Raw genomic sequence first — 19,884 nt, 5'->3', positions numbered from 1 at the left:
GTTGCCCAACACGCCGCCACGCCGACCATGCAGCCTGGCAGTGCGCTGGAGCGTTGTTTCGTCGCATGATCGACTGGTCCACTCGGACCTCGATCGTGCACCCGCCATGTTGCCCGTTGCCGCCACACGAACCAAGTTGCGCCCATGTTGGTTGCTCGCACCCTTGCCGATCTGCGCGCCGCCTGCGCCGACCTGCGCCGACCTGCCCAGGCGCTGGCCCTGGTGCCGACGATGGGCGCGCTGCACCAGGGCCACCGCGCGCTGGTGCGGGCCGCGACCGCATCCGGCGCCGCACCCGTCGCCTCGATCTTCGTCAACCCGCTGCAATTCGCCGCCAACGAAGACCTGACACGCTACCCGCGCGACGAGGCCGGCGACCTGGCGACGCTGCGGGCCGAGGGCTGCGCCCTGGCCTGGTTGCCCGATCTGGCAACGATGTATCCAGACGGTGAAGCAACGACCATCACCGTCGCCGGCCCGGCCCGGCACTGGGAGGGCGCGGCCAGGCCTGGCCATTTCCGCGGCGTCGCCACGGTATGCGCCAAGCTGTTCGGTCAGGTACGCCCCGACCAAGCCTATTTCGGCGAAAAGGACTGGCAGCAGCTGCAGGTAATAAGGCGCATGGTCACCGACCTGCTGCTGCCGCTGCGCGTAGTCGGCGTCGAGACGGTGCGCGAGGCCGACGGCCTGGCGATGTCCTCACGCAACCGCTTCCTGTCCCCCCAGCAGCGCACCCAGGCGCCGATGCTGGCCGCGGCGCTGCGCGACGTCGCCGAGCGGTTGGCCGCCGGCGAAGCCGCCCCAGCGCTGCTGGCGGAAGCCCGCGCTGTATTGCAGCGGCTGGACTTCGCGGTGGACTACTTCGCCCTGGTCGATGGCGAAACTCTGTCACCAGTCAACTCCGCGATCCCAGGCGCTCGGCTGATCGCGGCGGCAGGGTTGGGCACCGTGCGGCTGCTGGACAACATCGCGGCCGGACAGGCGGCCGCCTACCCCCGCAAAATCGTCGACCCGGCGTAGCGCGCCGCATCGCCGATCTGCTGCTCGATGCGGATCAACTGGTTGTATTTCGCCGTCCGGTCGCTGCGCGCCAGGCTGCCGGTCTTGATCTGCCCGCAATTCGTCGCCACCGCCAGGTCGGCGATGGTGGCGTCCTCGGTCTCCCCCGAACGATGGCTCATCACCGCCCCCCACCCGGCGCGCTGAGCAATCTCCATGGTTTCCAGCGTCTCCGACAGCGTGCCGATCTGATTGACCTTGATCAGGATGGCGTTGGCCGACCCCAGCGCGATGCCGCGGCGCAGGCGTTCCGGGTTGGTCACGAACAGATCGTCGCCGACCAGTTGCACCTTAGCGCCCAGCGTTTCGGTCAGCAGCTTCCAGGTTTCCCAATCATCCTCGGCGCAGCCATCCTCGATCGAAACGATCGGATAACGGCTGACCAGATCGGCGTAGTAGCCGACGATGCCGGCGGAATCGAGCACCTTGCCCTCGCCGGCCAAATGGTAGCGGCCGTCCTTGAAAAACTCGGTCGACGCCGGATCCAGCGCGAAGGTGATGTCCTCGCCGATCCGGTAGCCGGCTTTCTCGACCGCCTTGGCGATAAAGCCCAGCGCCTCGTCGGCGGATTTCAGGTTCGGCGCGAAGCCGCCCTCGTCGCCGACATTGGTGTTGTGTCCAGCATCGTGCAGCCCGTTCTTCAACGCTTGCAGCACCTCCGATCCCATCCGCACCGCATCGGCCAGCGTCGGCGCCGAGATCGGCTGGATCATGAACTCCTGGATGTCGATCGGATTGTCGGCGTGCTTGCCGCCGTTGACGATGTTCATCATCGGCACCGGCAGGGTGCGGGCATAGGCGCCGCCGATATAGCGATACAGCGGCTGGCCCTGGTCGGACGCCGCCGCCTTGGCCACCGCCAGCGACACCCCAAGGATCGCATTGGCGCCGAGCCTTGCCTTGTTCGGCGTGCCGTCCAGGTCGATCATGATGTTGTCGATCACGATCTGCTCGGTCGCCTCGATGCCGCCCAGCGCCTCGAGGATTTCACCCTCGACGTTGCCGACCGCGGTCAGCACCCCCTTGCCGCCGTAGCGGGACTTGTCGCCGTCGCGCAATTCCACCGCCTCATGCGCGCCGGTGGACGCCCCCGACGGCACCGACGCGCGTCCCAGCGCACCGGAATCCAGCACCACATCGACCTCGATCGTCGGATTGCCGCGGCTGTCCAGGATCTCGCGGGCGGTGATGTCGGCGATCGCGGCCATTGCGTGGGTCTCCGGTCGTGAATGGACCGGGTGCCTATCATCTTGGTCCCGATGTTGCCAGCCCGCCGTGTGATCGGCGCCCTGTCGCCGTCCAACCTTGCACCGCCCCGACGCCGACTCACTTTCATTTGAGAACAGGATCGTTCGCCCCATCCGCGCGCCATCCCAACCTTCCGTCAAGCCAGAAAGGAGACCTTCGTGCAACAGTCTCGATATCTCAACCCGTTGGCCCTGATCTTGCTGGCCGCCGGTTCTCTGGCCGTCGGTTCACAATGGGCGCCAGCGGCGGCGGACCCACCGCTGCAAAGTTACTACCATGCCGGGGTATGGGACGCGTTCAGTGGCCGCAACGCCAACGGAGGCGCGGTGTGCGGCGTCGGCACCACCAGCCCCGCCGACAACCGGCGGCTGTCGATGCGCTTCGACATCGGCGGCGCCACCCGGATGTTCTCGGCGACCAAGCCCGGCTGGTCGATCCCGGACAACACGCCGATCCCGGTGGTGATGCAGCTTGGCCTGAACACACCCTGGTCCGAGCAGGCAACAGGGCACGGCAACAGCATCGATTGGTCGATCGACCCGGCGGCGGTGGGATTGTTCGATCAGCAGTTCCGCGCCGCGCCGTCGATGACGCTGACCTTCCCCGATGGCAACGAGCCACCGTGGACCATCTCGCTAGCCGGCTCCTCGGCGATCAGCGCCACCTTCAGCCGCTGTGTCACCGACCTCACGCGCCAGGTGCAGGCGCTGCAGCCGCCGCCGAACAGCACGCCGCCGTCCGCCGGGGCGACGCCGCCGACCACCCAGCCATTCGGCCCGCCCACTGCGGCGCCCCCTGAAACCGCTCCGCCGGCGGACACCGCTCCCTCGGCCGGGGCGCCGACCGATACCCAACCCGGCGTCCCTCCACCGACGCACTGACTCCGGCTTGAGCCGCCGCCGCGGTCGTGCGGTAATCCCCCGATTGGATTTCGGGGGGGCGGAACAATGACCGAGGCACCAGCCAGAACCGCATTCGGCCTTATCTTCCCACCACGCGACGCCTGGCTGGCGAAAGCGCCGCCCGAACCGATCATCGAACCCGATCTGCCGATTATCGATACCCATCATCACCTCTGGCACCGCACCGCCCCAACCCAAGGCGAATCATGGGAGGTGCCGGCGTTCCGCTACCTGCTGCACGACTTCCTGGCCGACTGCGCCACCGGCCATGACATCGTTGGCAGCGTGTTCCTGCAGTGCCACTCGATGTATCGCGCCAGCGGCCCGGCACCGATGCGCCCGGTCGGCGAAACCGAGTTCGTCGCCGGCATTGCCGCCATGTCCGACAGCGGCGGCTACGGCAAAACTCGGGTCGGCGCCGGCATCGTCGGTTACGCCGACCTCACCGCCGGCGACTGGGTCACTCCGGTGCTGGAGGCGCAGATCCGCGCCGGCGGCGGCCGCTTCCGAGGCGTGCGGCACTCCGCCGGCCATGACGACGACCCGGTGATCGGCAACAGCGCCCCCGGCATCCAGCCCGGGCTCTACCTTCGCCCCGATTTCCGAGCCGGGATGGCCCGCCTGTCCGCGCTAGGCCTGTCGCTGGACGCATGGTGCTTTCATCCGCAACTGCCCGACATCACTGACCTGGCGCGAGCGTTTCCTGCCAGCAACATCATCGTCGGCCATTGCGGCGGCCCGCTCGGTTACGGCCGCTACGCCGGCCAGCGCGATGCGGTGTTCGCCGACTGGAAGCGATCGATCGCCGACCTGGCGACCTGCCCGAACGTCAGCATCAAGCTGGGCGGCATGATGATGCGGCTGGCCGCCTGCGACTATCTCGCGCTCGACGCGCCGCCATCCTCCGAACAGCTCGCCGCGCACTGGCGGCCCTATGTCGAGACCTGCATCGAACGCTTCGGCGCCGACCGCTGCCTGGCCGAAAGCAACTTCCCGGTGGAGAAGATGGGCATCGGCTACGCCGCCCTGTTCAACGCCCTGAAACGCCTGGCCTCCGGCTGCTCGGCCGACGAAAAGACGGCGATCTTCGCCGCCACCGCACGCCGCGTCTACCGGCTGGATTGCTGATCGTGCGGCGCGGCCGACAAAAATTGGTTGCGAGCACTGTTTATGTCGGCGCCACGCTGGTCTCCCAAACCGCACCGGGTGGCGATGATGCGGCCGCGACGAACCCGCCGACCGTCACAAATGCGACAACCCTGACAGGCTGACCGCAACCCCGGTCTTAGCCAGACTGTTTCGCCAGCCGGTCGAACGCCGCCAGCCGCGCCACCAGCGCCTCCATCTGCCGCAGCGGAATCATGTTCGGACCGTCCGACGGCGCGGCATCCGGATCGGGATGGGTCTCGATGAACACCGCCGCCACCCCCACCGCCAGCGCCGCCCTGGCCAGCACCGGGGCGAACTCGCGCTGCCCGCCGGATGAGCTGCCCTGGCCCCCCGGCTGCTGCACCGAGTGGGTAGCATCGAACACCACCGGGTAGCCAGTCGCCGCCATGATCGGCAGGCTGCGCATGTCGCTGACCAGGGTGTTGTAGCCGAAACTCGCACCCCGCTCGCACAGCAGAATGTTGTGGTTGCCGGTGCCGGCGATCTTGGCGGCGACGTTCGCCATGTCCCATGGTGCTAGGAACTGCCCCTTCTTGACGTTGATCGCCCGCCCGGTCTCTCCCGCTGCCAGCAGAAGATCGGTCTGCCGACACAGAAAAGCCGGGATCTGCAGCACATCCACCGCCTCCGCCACCGGCGCGCACTGATCCGCCGCGTGCACGTCGGTCAGCACCGCCAGCCCGGTTGCCTCCCGCACGTCGCGCAGAATCCCCAGCCCCGCCGCCATGCCGATGCCGCGCGCGGCCGATGCGCTGGTGCGGTTGGCCTTGTCGAAGCTCGACTTGTAGATCACCGCCACCCCGGTGCGCTGGCCGATGTCGCGCAGCGCCTGCGCCACCTCCAGCGCGTGTGACCGCGACTCGATTTGGCACGGACCGGCGATCAGCACGAACGGACAGTGGTTGCCGATCGCGATCCCACCGATTCGCACTACCCGGTCCGTATCCGCACCCATCCGCCGATGTCCTTCCAAACGCCGCGCAACGGCCATAACCCACCGAGAACCAAATCGCGAGTCGAAGCGAAAACCCCGCACAAAGCCCATGCAACAAGATTGAAGCCAAGCCATATTTATTGGCTAGTCATTCCTAAATGCTAATTCCTAGGACAGTGTCCCTATTTTTTAACCTTATCCACAGGGCTCAAGCGACGAAATCCAACACTGCCGCCGATTCTGCCGCTACGACGGGTTGTCACCTTTGCAACCCTGCTGTTACCGCCAGACCTGTCTACGGTGGTCGGGGGGATCGAGTCCATGCGGGCGGTGGAATCAGGAACAAAGACATGGCTCTTGGTTTCGATCTTACCGCTCGGTCTCAGTCTGCTCGCTGTCCCAGCCGCCGCCGCAGACCACCGGTCGGGCCACGCCATGATCCGCCCGACCGCGTCGTTTCAACGACACCCGATCCGCAGCCGGATTCCCTCCCCAACGGGAGGGGCCTACGAAGCCAACCTGCGCGATGGGCGTTTCGGTTCCATTTCCTGCGTGCCCTACGCCCGCCAGGTGTCCCACATCAAGGTCCCCGGCAATGCCTGGCAGTGGTGGCAAAACGCCGAGGGTCACTATGCCCGCGGTGATCAGCCCGAACCGGGCAGCGTGCTCAATTTCCGTTCCAACAGCCGGATGCAACTCGGCCATGTCGCAGTCGTCACCAAGGTGGTCAATCCGCGTGAGGTCAGGGTGGACCAGGCCAATTGGCCGACCCACGGCTACTATGGGGCGGTTTCGCACAACATCGCCGTGGTGGACGTGTCCGAGGCCAACAACTGGTCGGCCGTGCGGGTCGAACTCGGTCACAGCAGCCGGTTCGGTTCGGTCTATCCAACCTACGGCTTCATTTACAATCGCCCCGACACTGGGTCGGTGATTTCCAGCGTATCCCGCCCAGCGCCACAACCAGCGATCAATCAGGTGCCCTCCGACCTTCGCCCCGCGGCGGAACAGCCGTGGCACACAACGGTGGAGGAAGTGGCCGAGGCGCCGAGCGATCAACCGCTCCGTGGCAATCGCGCCCACCAATAGCCTCGCTCGTCTTTTCAGGTTCGGCCCTCGGCTCGACGTGCTATCTGTCGGCCGACGCCTGACCGACGGTTTCCCGACCCGGAAGGCAAGGACCGTCGTGCCGATAACAACCCGTAGTCTCGTCCAAAACACTTTCTGGCTGCTGATGATGGGGGTGGTGTTGTTTACCTCCGCTGGCGACCGAAGTTGGCCGCAGGCCTGGGTGTTCCTGGCGGAAAGCGCGGTTTCCGCGGGCGCGATCAGCACTTGGCTGGCGCGTCGCGACCCGGCGCTGCTGCGATCCAGGCTGTCCGGATTCCACGCCGACCAGAATCCCTGGGATCGCGTGTTCATGGTGGGCGCCTTCACGGCGTTGATACCCTGGCTGGCGCTGATCGGACTGGACGCACGCCGCTTCGGCTGGTCGGCGGTGCCGCTCGCGTTGCAGGTCCTGGGCTTCGTGCTGATCGCTGGGTGCATGATCCTGGTGTGGCTGGTGTTCCGCACCAACAGCTTCGCCGCGCCGCAGGTGCGCCTGCAGGCCGAGCGCGGGCAGACGGTGATCACCGGCGGCCCATACCGGTATGTCCGCCACCCGATGTACAGCGGCGCCCTTTGCTACTTCCTGGGAGTCCCGCTGCTGCTCGGTTCGTGGTGGGCGCTGCTGCCGATACCTTTGTTCGTCGCCGCGCTGGCGGCGCGGGCGGTGGCCGAGGAGAGCATGCTGCGCCGGGCCCTGCCAGGCTACGACACCTACACAACCCAGGTCAGGTTCCGCTTGCTGCCCTGGGTGTGGTGATACGTGTGGTGATCATTCCTCGTTCATCTTGCGCTCAATTTCCTCGATCTCGGCATCGACCCGCTTGCGATCGGCCACCGACTCGGCGTCGCCATAGATCGATCCGTCCTCGGTCGCCGTCCTCAGCGCCCTGCGGATCAGTTCGCGCTCGCGGAACGTCAGCCTGCGCATGCAGTCCGCCTCCCTATCCGGGGGTCATCGGCCGCCACGGTTCTCGGCCGGTGTCATCGATACGTCGGCGCGTAATACGCCGGAGGCGGATAATACACCGGTGGTGGTGCATAATAGACCGGCGGCGGCGGGTAGGCGAACGGGTAATATCCGAACCGATAGCCATAACCGCCGTAGCCCCAACCATACCCCCGGCCATAATATCCGCCGCTATAGCCGTATCCCCGGCCGTAACCGTATCCCCCGCCGTAGCCATGACCATATCCCCCGCCCGAGCCATGGCCGCCCCGGTAACCAGACCCGCCGCCGTAGCCGTGGCCACCGCCGTAACCGCCGCGTGCGAATGCCGGCGTGGTAACGCCCGGCACCACGATCAGGCCAGCCACGATCAGGCCAGCCACGATGAGACCAGACACGATCGGACCAGCCACGATCGAACCAAGGGTCAGTCCCGGCGCGTTGACGGCGACGCCCGGTACACTGCATCGACGCATCGCCATTTGGACCATCCTGCTGCCATTTTCGCAGGGTAATCGAACCGGCGGCGGCGGGCGAGAGGCTTGTAGGCAAGCCTCGGATATGTGTTTCACATCCCATGACCGATCCGATCCACGTCATCGGCGCCTCGGGCCGCTCTGGACTGGCGCTGTGCCGATCACTGCTCGCCGAGGGCCAGCCGCCGGTCCCCGTGGTCCGCACCCCAGCGAAATGGCGCCAATCCGCGCTTCCCGGCACCCCCCGACAGGCTGATCTCGTAGCGCCCGATACGCTACGGGCCGCACTGCATGATGCCAGGCGCATCGTTTCCTGCGCGCACGCCCGCCACACCCCGGCGATCATCGCCGCGGCACCGGCCTCGGCCACGTTGGTACTGCTGGGCAGCACCCGCAAGTTCACCCGTTGGCCGGACGCTCACGGCAACGGCGTCGCGGCGGGCGAAGCCGCCCTGCTGGCCTCCGGCCGACCTGGGGTCATGCTGCACCCGACGATGATCTACGGCGCACAAGGCGAGAACAACGTGCAACGCCTCGCCGCCCTGCTGCGCCGGTTGCCGGTTCTGCCGCTGCCGGGTGGCGGGCGGTTCCTGCTGCAGCCGATCCATCAGGACGACGTCACACGCTGCATCCGCGCCGCCCTGACCCACCCCTGGGATGGTCCGAACAGCCTGGTGATCGCCGGCCCCGAAGCAGTCCGCTACGCCGACTTCGTGCGCGCCGTCGCCGCCGCCGCCGGTCTGCGCCCACCGCGTATCCTGCCGTTCCCCGCCGCCCCGCTGATCCTGGCGGCCAGGATCACCCGTCACCTGCCGACCCTGCCCACGGTGCAGCCGGAGGAGATCCGCCGCCTGCTGGAAGACAAGGCGTTCCGCATAGACACCATGCGCGAATTGCTGGGTGTCGAACCGATTCCGTTGGCAAAAGGTCTTGCGCTCACCTTCACTCCATCGCAACAATCAGCCTGAACCCGGAGCCCACCGTGCCGATCATCAACAGCATCGCCGCTCTGCACCCTGAAATGACCGCCTGGCGGCATCACCTGCACGCCCATCCGGAGCTGTCGATGCAGGAAACCCGCACCGCGGCGATGGTGCGCGCCAAGCTGGCCGAATTCGGCGTCGATGAGATCATCTCCGGCATGGCAACCCACGGCGTCGTCGGGGTGGTCCGGGCTGGCTCGTCGGATCGCGCCATCGGCCTGCGCGCCGACATGGACGCGCTGCCGATCCACGAGGAAACCGGCCTGCCGCACGCCAGCCGCAACTCCGGCGTGATGCACGCCTGCGGCCATGACGGCCACACATCGATGCTGCTGGGGGCGGCCAAGTACTTGGCCCAGACCCGCAACTTCGACGGCACGGTGTATCTGATCTTCCAGCCGGCCGAGGAATTCGAGGGCGGCGCCAACATCATGGTCAAGGACGGCCTGTTCGACCGCTGCCCGATGCAGAAGGTTTTCGGCCTGCACAACTGGCCCGAGATGACGGCCGGCACCTTTCTGTGGCGAACCGGCCCGGTCATGGCGGCGGTCGGCTTCTTCGAGATCACCGTCACCGGCAAAGGCAGCCATGGTGCCTCGCCGCATCAGGGCATCGACCCGATCATGGTCTCGGCCCAGATCATCGGCGCGCTACAGACCATCGTATCTCGCTCGATCGAGCCGATCGAGGGCGGCGTCGTTTCGGTGGGCAGCATCGCCGGCGGTGACGCCTACAACATCCTGCCCGAACGCGTCGTGATGAAGGGTACCACACGGTGGTATCAGCCGAAGGTCGGCGACCAGATCGAGGCCGGCATGACCCGGCTGGTCAAGGGCATCGCCGACAGCTTCGGCGCCACCGCCGATCTGCGCTTCTTCCGCCACGCCCCAGCCACCGTCAACGACGCCGAGGCCACCGCGCTGGCGCTCGACGCAGCCAACGCTGTCGCCGGCGCCGATCGGGTTCGCGAGATGCGCGCCCCCACCATGGGCGGCGAGGACTTCGCCTACATGCTGAACGCCAAGCAGGGCGCCTACCTGATGCTGGGCGGCGGCCGCGGCACCGACGATCCGCTGCTGCACCACCCGAAATACGACTTCAATGACGAGATCCTGCCGGTCGGTGCCTCGTGGTGGGCCACCCTGGTCGAGCAGCAACTGGCGAAACGCGCCTGATCGCCCGGTTCTTCGGCTGCGACATCAGCGGCCGGTCGACATGCGCGACGAGATTGCCCACAAATTCGGCGTGCAGTTGCACGAGCGGTCGGTGGGCAAGGTGCTGACTCGGCTCAACTTCAGCCCGTCTCGGCTCGCTCACGTCATCCCACGCAGGATGCGGCCGCCCAGGAGGCGGCAAAAAACTTTGCCGCGCTTGTCGCCGCCGCCATTCCAGACCACGCTCGCGGCAAGCCGATCGAGTTTTGGTGGCAGGATGAAGCACGTCTCGGCCAGCAAGGCAGCCTGACCTATGTTTGGGCGGAGAACGGCAACCGCCCGCGCGTGCCCCAGGATCAGCGATATAAATGGACCTACATCTTCGGCGCCGTTTGTCCCGCGCACGGGGTTGGTGCTGCGCTGATCCGGCCGCAGGTCAGCACCGAAACGATGAACCTGCATCTGGCGGAGAATAACTTGTTCTGGAGAACGGTAAATATCTGCCAACAAATTCAAAATGATGGCGCGCCCGGAAGGACTCGAACCTCCAACCCCCAGATTCGTAGTCTGAGGATAGCACCATTCGCAAACCCGCCCAGGTCCTACGCTCCTCCCCTGAGGAACCTTTAGGGCATTGTAAACGATAGATACTTTGTGAAAGTCCCCGAAAGCCCTTGCGCCGGGTTGGCTCCCGTCGCACTGTCCAATTGCGGACATTTTGCGGAGACGGGGACAAGAGCATGGGCAGGAAACTTTCGAGCGACGGGCTGGCGCTGTCGGACAAGGTGGTGCGCGCGTTGCCGGCGCCCGCGACCGGCAACAAGCTGCATTGGAGTGGCACCCAGGCCGGGTTCGGCGTGAGGGTTACCGAGGCTGGTGCCAAAGCCTGGGTGCTGAGATACCGTAATCGCGATGGGCGTGATCGGACGTTGACGATCGGTGATACAGTGGTGTGGCCAATGGCCAAAGCTGCCGCCCGCGCCAAGGCGCTGCGGCAGGAGGTCGACGCCGGGAGCGATCCGCTTGGTGCCAAGCAAAAGCAGCGCGACGATCCCACCATCGCCGATCTGGCTGCCCGCTTTGAAAAAGAGCATTTGCCCCGGTTGCGGCCCCGAACTGCTGAAGGTTACTTGACCTTAGTCAATAACTACATCCGGCCAGCGATCGGCCACACCAAGGTCGCGGCGCTAAGGTTTGCGGACATCGAGACCCTGCATCGCAGCGTGGCAAAGCGTAGACCATACGCCGCTAATCGCTGCATCGCGGTGCTGAGCAAGATGATGAGCTTGGCGGTCAGATGGGAGATGCGTCAGGACAACCCCGCACGCGGGATCGAACGAGAGCCTGAGCACAAGCGCGAGCGATTTCTCAGTCCGGCCGAGATCATCAGACTGAGCGACGCGTTGACGGAACACAAAGAGAAGCCTTCGGCAAATGCAATTCGGCTTCTCCTGTTGACCGGGGCGCGACGCAATGAGGTACTCACGGCGACGTGGAGCCAATTCGATCTCGTGGCAGGCGTCTGGGTGAAACCCGCTGCCACCACTAAGCAGAACAAGCTCCACCGAGTACCGCTCAATGCCGCAGCCCTGGCGTTGCTGCACGACATGAAAACGGCAGCCGAGGCCGAAAGCGCTCGACGTGTTCGCAATCGGTTGCCGCCGATCGCTCATATTTTTCCTGGCGTCAACGGTAAGCCGCTCGGCGGCATAAAACTGTCATGGGCCTCCGTTTGCAAAGCCGCCAAGATCGACGGCGCCCGGCTGCATGACCTTCGACACTCGTACGCCTCAGTACTGGCCAGCGCCGGGCTTTCGTTACCTATTATCGGAAGCTTGCTGGGCCATTCCCAACCGGGGACTACGGCACGCTATGCGCACCTTCTCGATGATCCGCTGCGCGCCGCGACCGAGCGGGCGGGGCAGATCATCACCGCCGGCAATCGGCCGGCTGCCGAAGTGGTCGACATCCGACGTCGGTCATGACCGATCGGCGGGCTGCGTTGGAAGCGGCGCTCAAGCGCCTGCCCGTGCTGCCTGACGGCGAGGCGAAGCTTCAGCGGGCGCTCGATCGTCTTGAAACCCTCGCCGATGCCGACCAGCCCATATCGGATATCGCCTTTCGACTGACCGGGAAGGCGGCGGCGAAGCGGGAACTCAAAACTTTGGTGCGGGACGCCCGGACGTTGGACGCCGAGGCGCTGGGGCTCCGCATCCGATCGATGCACGCTCCGGCGATCAAGGCTTTGGCGGACGTGGGTTTTACTCGAATGCCTGGTGGACGAGCTGCTGCGGCAGCCGCAGCAGTAGCCGACGTCGGCTCGGTGCCCACAAATGCAGGGCGCGGGCGGTCACAGGCCCGAAATCGGGCAAACGTGGTCGCCGCGCAACTGGTGATCGACTTCGCTACCCTGACCGGGATTCGACCCACCCAGAAACCAGTCCAGGGCCTGACCGACCGGGTCTTCGCGATCCTCGGGATCGAACTCCGCGATAAGGCGAACTCGACCGAGTCGATAGTGCGCGAGGCGATCAAGGCGTGGAGCGCCCGAGAAAAACTATAAGTCCATCGAATCCTTTGGACGCAGCCGGATATGTGTGGAAATTAGCCAGTCGCCCATGAAATCAGGAGGCGACACTGACTGACCAACCTAACGCCAGCGTCACGACGCTGATGTCTTCCACCGCGCTAAGTTCTACCACGGCACTGACGGCCGAAGATGTCCGCGCGAAGTTCACCGGCAATCGGGTGGATCTCGCCATGCTCGCGGAGGGGATGGGCTGCACTCAGCGCACCCTCTACAATTATTGTGAAGACGGCATGCCGTTCATTCGGGTAGCCGGCAAGCGCTACGTGGACCCGGACGAGGCCAAGGATTGGCTGATCCAGCAAGCCCAGCAACGCCGCGAGCCATCCCCCGAACCCGAGCCTGTCAGAGGCCCTGGGAGGCCCGCCAAGTCCGCTCCGGTGGCTCCCGCGCATGTCGAGAGCCGGGGGCGCCGCAGCCTGCCAGCGCGCTAAGAAAAACCCCCGGCACGCTTGGCGAACCGGGGGCGGCTAGTCACTTACGGAAGATGGTCAGTGGTGACCTAGCCGATCTGGTTTTCGAAGTCAAGCGCAAGTCGGGACGACCTGAAAGTCGTCCAAAATGAAGACCCTCACGTTTCTGGACATGGTTTCCGGCCTGGCGTGCTCTGAGCCGTATTGCGGCTGCAAGCGCGTCGTCAACCACGAGGTCAAGACGCACTGCCCGCTGTGGCACAACCATGAGAACGGTGACGCCACACCAAGCTTGTCGCTCCGTCTGCGCGACCGCATAGCCTGGGTGACATGCCACAGAGGCTGCGATCGTAGCGAGGTGCAGGAGGCGTTATTCCAGCGCGGCCTGTGGTGCTATGAGCCGTACTCTGGATATGTGCCGGACATTGGCGTCGCGGACTCCAGCCCCCGCCGTCCAGCCGGGGACGAGAACGACAAACATCATACATCGGCGATGCGCTGCTGGGATTGGTCTCAGACCGAAATGCGTGGCACCCCGGTCGAGCGCTATCTCACCAACCGTGGGATCGAACGCTACGTCACATCCAAGGCGTTGCGCTATCATCCCGAACTGTGGCACCGCGAAACCGATACCACGTACCCGGGCATGGTGGCGCTGGTGTTTGACACGCACAGCTATGAGCCAATCGCCGTCCATCGTACGTATCTCACCGAGGACGGACACAAGGCACCGATAAGCGCTAACAAAAAGACGCTGGGCAGATACAGGGGTCGGGGCATCGTTCCGCTTGATGATCCGAAAGAATTCCCTAGTCGAATATGTATAGGCGAGGGGATCGAAACCACCTGCTCGGGCGGCGTCATCTTCGGTGTGCCGGCCTGGTGTGGAATCAGTTCGGCAAATCTTCGGGGCGGCCTGGCGTTGACTGAGTCAGTCAAGGAAGTGGTTATTCTGGAGGATAACGATCTTGCCGGGCATTCATGCGCCAATGATGCGGCATGGTACTGGCAACAACGAGGTCTGATTGTGACTCGCTATATGCCCAATGTTGAGGGCCATGATTTCAATGATGTACTATTGCAACAAGGGACGCGCTAAACTATGGCCGAGAATGTAGAGAACTTGTATCATCAGAATGAAACGCCGGTTGATCCACCCAGCGAAGCGTCTTGCGGCTCCATTGACGAATTCGCCGCGCTGATTGACAGGGCGAACGTCGGATACAAATTCACCGGGTCAGACCGACGCCTGCTGATAGGGTGCGCCGCGACCGGTACGGAATTGTGGCACACGGTGCGGGCGCTCTTGCTTTGGCGCGGCATGACGAAAAAGTCTGTGAACGAGATCGCCGCCGCACCCGCAGCAGAATTGCAGCTAACATCATGCCGCGACCTGTTCTACGAGACGTTGCCCGAAATGGTCTCGCTGATTCCCGACCTGCTGTACGAGGGCCTCATCGGTATCATCGGGCCACCGAAGGTTGGGAAGGGCTGGTTGTTGTACGACATGATCGTCAATGTCGCGGGTGGCAAAACCGTGCTCGGACGGCCATGTGTGGCGGCCGAAACGATTTATCTGACGTTGGAGGACAACAAGCGGCGCGCGCAAAGCCGCATCAGCAAAATCACCCGTGGTGAACCGCCGTCCGAGGGCTGCTACGTACTATTTTCATCCGACCTGCGGGTCGAGGGTGGCGTGTTGACACTCGGGAATGGCCTGGAAGAGGCCATCGCCAATCTCTTGGATCGGCACCCCATGGTCAGGTTTGTGGCGATCGATACCCTCGGGCGGGTGACCGGCAGGCAGGATAGCGGTCAAGCCTCCTATAATTTCGACGTGCAGACCTTGACGAAGCTGCAAACCATGGCGCTTGCGCGACATATTTGTATTGGCGTGGTGCATCATACACGTAAGGCCAACGCGGCGGATTCGTTCGATACGATTCTCGGCACGCAAGGGCTGCGCGGTACCTTTGACCTGACGATTCTCGTTACTCGTTTAGGCGATGATGATGACGCCGAGGCGGACCTGGACGAGGCAGATAACAGCGATGCCGACGAGGATTGCAAGCCAGCCCGGCTGCGCACCGAGGGGCGCGACGTGGTCAAGGCGTTGGACATCCGCATTGAGCAGGACCCCGAGACGTGCGCATGGCAGGACCTGGGCAAGTTCAGCCTCACCACCCGACAGGCCCAGGACCGGATACGCCAGCGCGTGCTGCGTAAAATCATCGAACACGGCAACGCCCGGCGGGAAGCGGTGGTCGAATGGTTTCCCGAGTGCAAGCCAAATACAATTGACGGCTGCCTACGGCGATTGGTCTCGGCTGGCGAATTGCGCAATACTGAGCACGGAACTTATGCCCCAAACCTTACCACGAGGGGTAAGGTTTGACCCAAGGGTTCGTTGCTAGTGTGATAAAATCTGACACTTTCCCTCTGTGTGTCAGATGTCAGATTTTATGATGGGCGCAACGAATTTTTAGCGTATTGGCGGGGATTAGAGTATTTAAGGTTTTCGGACATTCCCTTCTTTTCAATGGTTTAGAAGTTTAGCGGTACAGAAATATACTACTACTAGCGCATTTCGTTGCTAGTGTGATAAAATCTGACACTTTCCTGAGAGAGGGAGAAGTGTCAGATTGTGTCAGATTGGGGGGGGGGGATACTCAACGTCCGAAGTAATAGTACTAAGGCGTCCGACGAAAGGCTGGTTCCGGCATGCCATAGCGTTCGCGCAACCGCTTCGCCACCACACTACCATTGGTTTCCGCCGTCTGCTTTGGTTCCGGCGTTGCTAATGGTGGCTGTGATCCCGCTCGGAACAAGTCAACGCCGTCCTGGCCGTATGCCAAAACGTAGCGCCCTGGGGGTAGTCGAGACACCAACGTCGCGTTGTTCATAGCGGGCTCCTTTGCCATCATGGTTTATACCGTGATTTGATACAGTGGATTCCATCCCGTGCTTTGGCTTGAACTCTGCTGGGGCACACCGAGGAAGATAATTCATCTCGAAAGCAGTTGCAAGTTATTCGCAACTGGACTCCATGCCACTCGCAAAACAGTCGGGGGACAGCAACAACGGGTGATCTCCATTGCAATACAAACCATCTGGCCCAGCGGTAGATGGATTCTGTACCGTAGACCACAGCTTTTCGGGCGAGTGGTCTACGGGTGGTCTAAGTGGTCTAGTGGTCTAAGGCGACTGGGGAGGACGTGGCGTAATGGGCAACCCAGCCACGGGCCTAACGCAACAATTCAACAATTCAACAATTCGATTACGTCACGATCTGGCCACCATGCTTCTACGTCTGACAGAACTTCTATACGGACCATTGATTTCGCGAGGATTTACGATCGCCTATCGCAAGCCCCTAGATAAATTATCTTGCGCTCCCTATCTTGTATCCCGCCGCAGTCCTAGGGTTTAGCGGCGGTTTCAAGTTTTTCCAACCAGACGATGCAACGGTATCCGCGCCGTGTCCGCAATCCCAAAAGTAAAGCAAGGTAGTGGGTGAGCAGTGATTAAGACGAATAAAAAAGTACGACACCTAGGTCCGTACTCGCGCGCGGATGCTTTGCAGCAGCTCGACCTTCGTACCCGTGAGGCCAAGCTGATGGCCATCGCCAAGCGCGAGTTGGTAGCGCATTGCGGCGGCAACCCGTCCGCCACGCAGCTATCGCTCATTGAGCAAGCTTGCCAGTTGAAGCTGCGGCTCAGCGTCATGGATCGCGCTTTCGCCGAGCGCGGCGGTGAGCAGACGGAGCTTGACTCCCGCACCTATCTGGCTTGGAGCAACAGTTTTACCCGGACATTGGCAAGGCTGGGCGTCGAAGCCGCGCCAGCACCAGCGCCGAGCCTCAGCGATTACCTGGGCGGTCTCGACTGATGACCCGCCACCCACTGCCGCCAATGCCCACGCCGCCTGTAGCCCCCGCCCCAGCCCCGCCACGGCTACCCTCGCCAGCGCCCGCAAACATGTCGCTCGCCAAGGCCATGGCCGATCCGAAGCTATTCGCTCCGCAGTTCAGCGGGCCAAGCTGGGCAGCCTGGCGGACATTCATCGCAGCGCTGTTTGGCTTGCCCATGACGGCCGAGCAATGGGAAGTCTACAAAACGTGCACAGGTCGGACCGAGGCGCCGACCATGCCGTTCCGCGAGGCATCTTTGATTTGCGGCCGGCGATCGGGCAAGTCGCGCCTGCTTAGTCTGATCGCGGTCTACCTGGCTTGCTTTTATGATTACAGTAAGTTCTTGGTCCCAGGCGAAACCGGTGTACTTGCAGTCATCGCGGCTGATCGCCGACAAGCCAGAGTCATTCTTCGGTACTGTTTAGGATTCCTAGAGTCGATACCGTTATTGAAGTCTAAAATCGTTAAGGCGGATGCTGAGGTCATCCAGCTCACGAACAACATCGTTCTAGAAATCCACACCGGCCGCATAGCCGCACCTCGCGGCCGTACCTTTATTGGTGTTTTGTGTGACGAGCTGGCGTTTTGGCGCGATGAGAATAGCAGCCACCCGGATAAGGACGTTGTGGACGCCGTTCGTCCTGGGTTGATCACCATCCCGACCTCAATGCTTTTGATGGCGTCATCGCCCTACGCGAAACGGGGTGTACTATATAACACGTATAGACGCCATTTCGCGAATAACGAATCAAAGACTCTCGTATGGCAGGCCCCGACCTGGACCATGAATCCTGGGATAGCGCGCGATGGTCCGACGATGACCCGCGCGTTTGACGATGATCCCGCAGCAGCAGCGGCGGAATATGGGGCCGAGTTCCGATCGGACATCGATTCCTTCGTCAGTCGCGAAGTCATTGACGCGAATACCGTATTCGGTAGGTTCGAGCTTCCGCCATTACATCGCTATGGCGAGTCAAACGCTGGGATCGCTATAGCTTACAAAGCCTTCGTCGACCCATCGGGGGGTAGCTCGGATTCAATGACACTCGCCGTTTCACACAAAGAGGGTGACATTGCAGTCCTAGATGCCGTACGCGAAGCCCACCCACCGTTCAGCCCGGAACAGACTGTCGCCGAGTTCGCGGCTTTACTGCTAACGTACGGAATCCATTCCGTAATGGGTGACAGATACGGAGGCGAGTGGCCAAGAGAGCAATTCCGCAAGCATGGGATACAGTACGAGCCCGCCGATAAGCCAAAAAGCGAAATATATAAAGAGCTGTTACCGTTGCTGAACTCGAGACGCGTAGAGTTACTGGACATCAATCGCCTCAATACACAGCTTGCGGGATTAGAGCGCCGTACTGCGCGCGGTGGCCGTGACAGTATAGACCATGCCCCTGGTGCACACGATGACGTGATCAATGTCGTTGCGGGGGCGTTAGTAATGGTGGCAAGTAAACCTGATAAATTAGATGTCTGGCGACGCCTTGCCATGCCTGGGGCGATCTGGACCGCCACCCATCCATAATCTCGCTAAACAATCCGCAATGTACTTTTAGAACGTCCATGCAATCCAAGTACAGTACAAGGCGAAGCCCATCCGGCAAGAATAAAGGTCTTGCACGCTAAACCGTGTCCAAGTTATAACGGACTTGCCCGCTAAAAAACCGACCGGAGGTAGCATGGGTGAAACGACCAAGCGGGAACGCGCCACCAACGCCGAAATGGAAGGCCGTCTCAAAGGGATAGTGCGTATTTGCTGGGAAATCCAGCCTTGCACCGTTCGGCAGGTTTTCTATCAAGCCAGCATTCGCGGCTTGGTGGATAAGACCGAGCAAGGCTACCGGAAAATCCAGCAGGCTTTGGTGACATTGCGTGACGATGGTTTGATCCCGCTTCCGTGGATCGTCGACTTCTCCCGTATTGTGCGCGCGCCAACAACCTTCGCCTCGCCGCTCGACGCGTTGGACACCGTGGCGAAATTTTACCGTGTTGACACATGGCAAGACGAAGCGGAGCGGGTGCTCGTGTTCATCGAAAAAGACGCGCTAACTGGCGTCATTCTGCCGGTGACCGACGAATATGGTGTGCCGCTGCTGTCGTTGCGCGGCTATTCTAGTATATCGTTTTTGGACAAGGTGGCTGAAGGCATACGACGCAGTGGTCGCCCCACCTTTGTCTATCATCTCGGTGATTGGGACCCGTCCGGCCAAGACGCCGCGCGCGCCGCGCATGCGGGCCTGACCAAGTATGCCCCCGAGGCGGACATTACGTTCATCCAGTTGGCTGTCAGCCCGTCGCAAATCGTGAAATGCAACCTGCCCAGTCGGCCGACCAAAGAGAGCGACAGTCGTACCGCCCAGTGGCTTCGAGATGGCAATGGCGATAGCGTCGAGCTTGACTCGATCAATCCGAACACGTTGCGTCAGATGGTCACGGACGCGATCGAGCAACATATCGTTCCGGAGTATCGGCTGGAGATGTTGTTGCAAGCCGAAGAGGACCAACAACGGCTGCGCGAAATTGCCGACCAATGGTCTGTCAGATCGCGCTCATAATCCAGCCAACACTCACTCCGACACCAAAAAGACACGCCCACGCGTTCGTGATTGATACTTCGGCGTATCGGCGTACGATTTGGCTTGCGCCACGCTCGGCGCGATCCCAGGCTGTTCTCGACGCAAATGATGGCTACTAATATCAAGTAGTCCACGAGATGCGGGTCAGGAGGAGCGGTCAATGAGTTTTAAAGCAGAAGTCCTCAATTACAATTGATTGGATCATCTGGGCGGTGAAGCGTGGAAACGTTTCCCCAATCAGGAGTTCACCCACCAAGTTCAACGGCGCGAGTACGTCAAGAATTGCTTGATCAGAGCAAACGGCGGGCTGCTGTGGACACTGCTTGAAAATGATCATGGGGATGATTTGGCCGAGGAAATCGACCATTTATTGCTCGAGACCCACCCAGAGGCGCCCCCTGTTTAATCG

At 62.5% G+C, this 19,884-nt stretch carries 21 protein-coding genes; 15 read left to right on the top strand and 6 right to left on the bottom strand.

Annotated features, from left to right (window positions below):
- Nucleotides 1–144: 144 nt before the first annotated feature.
- Entirely contained in the window at nucleotides 145–1,020 is an 876-nt protein-coding gene (panC, locus tag ACQY4Y_RS00655) for a pantoate--beta-alanine ligase (protein ID WP_428488645.1), read from the top strand.
- On the opposite strand, the gene eno is transcribed toward panC, so the two are convergent.
- On the bottom strand, nucleotides 990–2,267 hold the full coding sequence (gene eno, locus ACQY4Y_RS00650; protein ID WP_428488644.1) for a phosphopyruvate hydratase: 1,278 nt from the start codon (nucleotides 2,265–2,267) through the stop codon (nucleotides 990–992). The genes panC and eno overlap by 31 nt on opposite strands.
- 198 nt (nucleotides 2,268–2,465) lie before the next feature.
- On the opposite strand from eno, the gene ACQY4Y_RS00645 reads away from it, so the two are divergent.
- On the top strand, nucleotides 2,466–3,188 hold the full coding sequence (locus tag ACQY4Y_RS00645) for a hypothetical protein (protein ID WP_428488643.1): 723 nt from the start codon (nucleotides 2,466–2,468) through the stop codon (nucleotides 3,186–3,188).
- Between the two features lie 66 nt (nucleotides 3,189–3,254).
- On the top strand, nucleotides 3,255–4,337 hold the full coding sequence (locus ACQY4Y_RS00640) for an amidohydrolase family protein (protein ID WP_428488642.1): 1,083 nt from the start codon (nucleotides 3,255–3,257) through the stop codon (nucleotides 4,335–4,337).
- 157 nt (nucleotides 4,338–4,494) lie between these two features.
- Here the strand turns inward: ACQY4Y_RS00640 and kdsA are convergent, their stop codons facing one another.
- On the bottom strand, nucleotides 4,495–5,334 hold the full coding sequence (gene kdsA, locus ACQY4Y_RS00635; RefSeq protein ID WP_428488641.1) for a 3-deoxy-8-phosphooctulonate synthase: 840 nt from the start codon (nucleotides 5,332–5,334) through the stop codon (nucleotides 4,495–4,497).
- A 414-nt stretch (nucleotides 5,335–5,748) separates the two neighbouring features.
- Between kdsA and ACQY4Y_RS00630 the strand changes: the two genes are divergently transcribed.
- Nucleotides 5,749–6,402 (top strand): CHAP domain-containing protein, encoded by a 654-nt coding sequence (locus ACQY4Y_RS00630; protein ID WP_428488640.1) that lies wholly within the window; start codon nucleotides 5,749–5,751, stop codon nucleotides 6,400–6,402.
- Between the two features lie 97 nt (nucleotides 6,403–6,499).
- Nucleotides 6,500–7,180: a methyltransferase family protein gene (locus tag ACQY4Y_RS00625; protein WP_428488639.1), complete on the top strand. Its 681-nt coding sequence runs from the start codon at nucleotides 6,500–6,502 to the stop codon at nucleotides 7,178–7,180.
- 12 nt (nucleotides 7,181–7,192) lie between these two features.
- Here ACQY4Y_RS00625 and ACQY4Y_RS00620 read toward each other — a convergent pair whose 3' ends face one another.
- Both ACQY4Y_RS00620 and ACQY4Y_RS00615 read right to left on the bottom strand, forming a co-directional pair.
- Complete coding sequence (locus tag ACQY4Y_RS00620) at nucleotides 7,193–7,351, bottom strand: hypothetical protein (RefSeq protein WP_428488638.1); 159 nt, start codon at nucleotides 7,349–7,351, stop codon at nucleotides 7,193–7,195.
- Between the two features lie 53 nt (nucleotides 7,352–7,404).
- Nucleotides 7,405–7,851, bottom strand: coding sequence for a hypothetical protein (locus ACQY4Y_RS00615; RefSeq protein WP_428488637.1), 447 nt, complete (start codon nucleotides 7,849–7,851; stop codon nucleotides 7,405–7,407).
- Between the two features lie 95 nt (nucleotides 7,852–7,946).
- Here ACQY4Y_RS00615 and ACQY4Y_RS00610 point away from each other — a divergent pair, with 95 nt between their 5' ends.
- Nucleotides 7,947–8,813 (top strand): SDR family oxidoreductase, encoded by an 867-nt coding sequence (locus tag ACQY4Y_RS00610; protein WP_428488636.1) that lies wholly within the window; start codon nucleotides 7,947–7,949, stop codon nucleotides 8,811–8,813.
- 14 nt (nucleotides 8,814–8,827) lie between these two features.
- Nucleotides 8,828–10,003 (top strand): M20 aminoacylase family protein, encoded by a 1,176-nt coding sequence (locus ACQY4Y_RS00605; RefSeq protein ID WP_428488635.1) that lies wholly within the window; start codon nucleotides 8,828–8,830, stop codon nucleotides 10,001–10,003.
- Between the two features lie 138 nt (nucleotides 10,004–10,141).
- On the opposite strand, the gene ACQY4Y_RS00600 is transcribed toward ACQY4Y_RS00605, so the two are convergent.
- The gene (locus tag ACQY4Y_RS00600) at nucleotides 10,142–10,498 is read right to left on the bottom strand and encodes a hypothetical protein (RefSeq protein ID WP_428488634.1); all 357 of its coding nucleotides are present in this window, start codon (nucleotides 10,496–10,498) and stop codon (nucleotides 10,142–10,144) included.
- 224 nt (nucleotides 10,499–10,722) lie between these two features.
- Between ACQY4Y_RS00600 and ACQY4Y_RS00595 the strand changes: the two genes are divergently transcribed.
- From ACQY4Y_RS00595 to ACQY4Y_RS00560, 8 genes are all read left to right on the top strand, one after another.
- Nucleotides 10,723–11,967, top strand: a complete 1,245-nt coding sequence (locus ACQY4Y_RS00595) for a tyrosine-type recombinase/integrase (protein ID WP_428488633.1) — start codon at nucleotides 10,723–10,725, stop codon at nucleotides 11,965–11,967.
- Entirely contained in the window at nucleotides 11,964–12,545 is a 582-nt protein-coding gene (locus ACQY4Y_RS00590) for a hypothetical protein (protein WP_428488632.1), read from the top strand. Before ACQY4Y_RS00595 ends, ACQY4Y_RS00590 begins: the two co-directional genes overlap by 4 nt.
- Nucleotides 12,546–12,655: 110 nt before the next feature.
- Nucleotides 12,656–13,003: a hypothetical protein gene (locus ACQY4Y_RS00585; protein WP_428488631.1), complete on the top strand. Its 348-nt coding sequence runs from the start codon at nucleotides 12,656–12,658 to the stop codon at nucleotides 13,001–13,003.
- Between the two features lie 127 nt (nucleotides 13,004–13,130).
- Nucleotides 13,131–14,081: a DUF7146 domain-containing protein gene (locus tag ACQY4Y_RS00580; RefSeq protein WP_428488630.1), complete on the top strand. Its 951-nt coding sequence runs from the start codon at nucleotides 13,131–13,133 to the stop codon at nucleotides 14,079–14,081.
- Between the two features lie 3 nt (nucleotides 14,082–14,084).
- On the top strand, nucleotides 14,085–15,377 hold the full coding sequence (locus ACQY4Y_RS00575; protein ID WP_428488629.1) for an AAA family ATPase: 1,293 nt from the start codon (nucleotides 14,085–14,087) through the stop codon (nucleotides 15,375–15,377).
- A 1,221-nt stretch (nucleotides 15,378–16,598) separates the two neighbouring features.
- The gene (locus ACQY4Y_RS00570; RefSeq protein WP_428488628.1) at nucleotides 16,599–16,871 is read left to right on the top strand and encodes a hypothetical protein; all 273 of its coding nucleotides are present in this window, start codon (nucleotides 16,599–16,601) and stop codon (nucleotides 16,869–16,871) included.
- Between the two features lie 89 nt (nucleotides 16,872–16,960).
- Nucleotides 16,961–18,424, top strand: coding sequence for a hypothetical protein (locus tag ACQY4Y_RS00565; RefSeq protein ID WP_428488627.1), 1,464 nt, complete (start codon nucleotides 16,961–16,963; stop codon nucleotides 18,422–18,424).
- A 154-nt stretch (nucleotides 18,425–18,578) separates the two neighbouring features.
- Nucleotides 18,579–19,454 (top strand): hypothetical protein, encoded by an 876-nt coding sequence (locus ACQY4Y_RS00560; RefSeq protein WP_428488626.1) that lies wholly within the window; start codon nucleotides 18,579–18,581, stop codon nucleotides 19,452–19,454.
- A gap of 178 nt (nucleotides 19,455–19,632) precedes the next feature.
- Here ACQY4Y_RS00560 and ACQY4Y_RS00555 read toward each other — a convergent pair whose 3' ends face one another.
- On the bottom strand, nucleotides 19,633–19,842 hold the full coding sequence (locus ACQY4Y_RS00555; protein WP_428488625.1) for a hypothetical protein: 210 nt from the start codon (nucleotides 19,840–19,842) through the stop codon (nucleotides 19,633–19,635).
- Nucleotides 19,843–19,884: the final 42 nt, after the last annotated feature.

The organism is Rhodopila sp. (genome assembly GCF_965277165.1).
GTDB lineage: Bacteria > Pseudomonadota > Alphaproteobacteria > Acetobacterales > Acetobacteraceae > Rhodopila.
The sequence above is the reverse complement of the archived record's forward strand: the minus strand, read 5'-3'. Positions and strand labels throughout refer to the sequence as shown.

Coding starts and splice junctions, on each gene's coding strand:
- ACQY4Y_RS00570 (WP_428488628.1), top strand. CDS start 16,599: ATGGCCATCGCCAAGCGCGAGTTGGTAGCGCATTGCGGCGGCAACCCG.
- ACQY4Y_RS00585 (WP_428488631.1), top strand. CDS start 12,656: ATGTCTTCCACCGCGCTAAGTTCTACCACGGCACTGACGGCCGAAGAT.
- ACQY4Y_RS00560 (WP_428488626.1), top strand. CDS start 18,579: ATGGGTGAAACGACCAAGCGGGAACGCGCCACCAACGCCGAAATGGAA.
- ACQY4Y_RS00575 (WP_428488629.1), top strand. CDS start 14,085: ATGGCCGAGAATGTAGAGAACTTGTATCATCAGAATGAAACGCCGGTT.
- ACQY4Y_RS00565 (WP_428488627.1), top strand. CDS start 16,961: ATGTCGCTCGCCAAGGCCATGGCCGATCCGAAGCTATTCGCTCCGCAG.
- eno (WP_428488644.1), bottom strand. CDS start 2,267: ATGGCCGCGATCGCCGACATCACCGCCCGCGAGATCCTGGACAGCCGC.
- kdsA (WP_428488641.1), bottom strand. CDS start 5,334: ATGGGTGCGGATACGGACCGGGTAGTGCGAATCGGTGGGATCGCGATC.
- ACQY4Y_RS00615 (WP_428488637.1), bottom strand. CDS start 7,851: ATGGCGATGCGTCGATGCAGTGTACCGGGCGTCGCCGTCAACGCGCCG.
- ACQY4Y_RS00595 (WP_428488633.1), top strand. CDS start 10,723: ATGGGCAGGAAACTTTCGAGCGACGGGCTGGCGCTGTCGGACAAGGTG.
- panC (WP_428488645.1), top strand. CDS start 145: ATGTTGGTTGCTCGCACCCTTGCCGATCTGCGCGCCGCCTGCGCCGAC.
- ACQY4Y_RS00590 (WP_428488632.1), top strand. CDS start 11,964: ATGACCGATCGGCGGGCTGCGTTGGAAGCGGCGCTCAAGCGCCTGCCC.
- ACQY4Y_RS00640 (WP_428488642.1), top strand. CDS start 3,255: ATGACCGAGGCACCAGCCAGAACCGCATTCGGCCTTATCTTCCCACCA.
- ACQY4Y_RS00555 (WP_428488625.1), bottom strand. CDS start 19,842: ATGGTCGATTTCCTCGGCCAAATCATCCCCATGATCATTTTCAAGCAG.
- ACQY4Y_RS00610 (WP_428488636.1), top strand. CDS start 7,947: ATGACCGATCCGATCCACGTCATCGGCGCCTCGGGCCGCTCTGGACTG.
- ACQY4Y_RS00630 (WP_428488640.1), top strand. CDS start 5,749: ATGATCCGCCCGACCGCGTCGTTTCAACGACACCCGATCCGCAGCCGG.
- ACQY4Y_RS00580 (WP_428488630.1), top strand. CDS start 13,131: ATGAAGACCCTCACGTTTCTGGACATGGTTTCCGGCCTGGCGTGCTCT.
- ACQY4Y_RS00620 (WP_428488638.1), bottom strand. CDS start 7,351: ATGCGCAGGCTGACGTTCCGCGAGCGCGAACTGATCCGCAGGGCGCTG.